Annotated in this window: 1 pseudogene; it reads left to right on the top strand. The window is 50.5% G+C overall.

The annotated features are described in order from the left end of the window. Positions 1–141: pseudogene (locus AC6CHQ_RS16435) on the top strand (group II intron reverse transcriptase/maturase); the annotation flags it as partial. Positions 142–214 lie beyond the last annotated feature (73 nt).

The following is a 214-nucleotide window of genomic DNA, read 5'->3' as shown; positions in this document are numbered from 1 at the left end:
GAATGGGGCAACACCCGGAAAGGATATTGGCGCATTTCTAAAAGTCCAGTAATGCACAGAACCCTCGGAAACTCCTTTTGGAGTTCCCAAGGGCTCGAAAGTCTGATGGCACGTTATGAACTTTTGCGTCATCGATCTTGATTGAACCGCCGTATACCGAACGGTACGTACGGTGGTGTGAGAGGACGGGGTTAGCCACCCCTCCTACTCAATT

This window comes from Bhargavaea sp. GQ12 (assembly GCF_059758705.1).
Note: the sequence above shows the minus strand (reverse complement) of the source record. Positions and strands in the feature narration are given on the sequence as shown.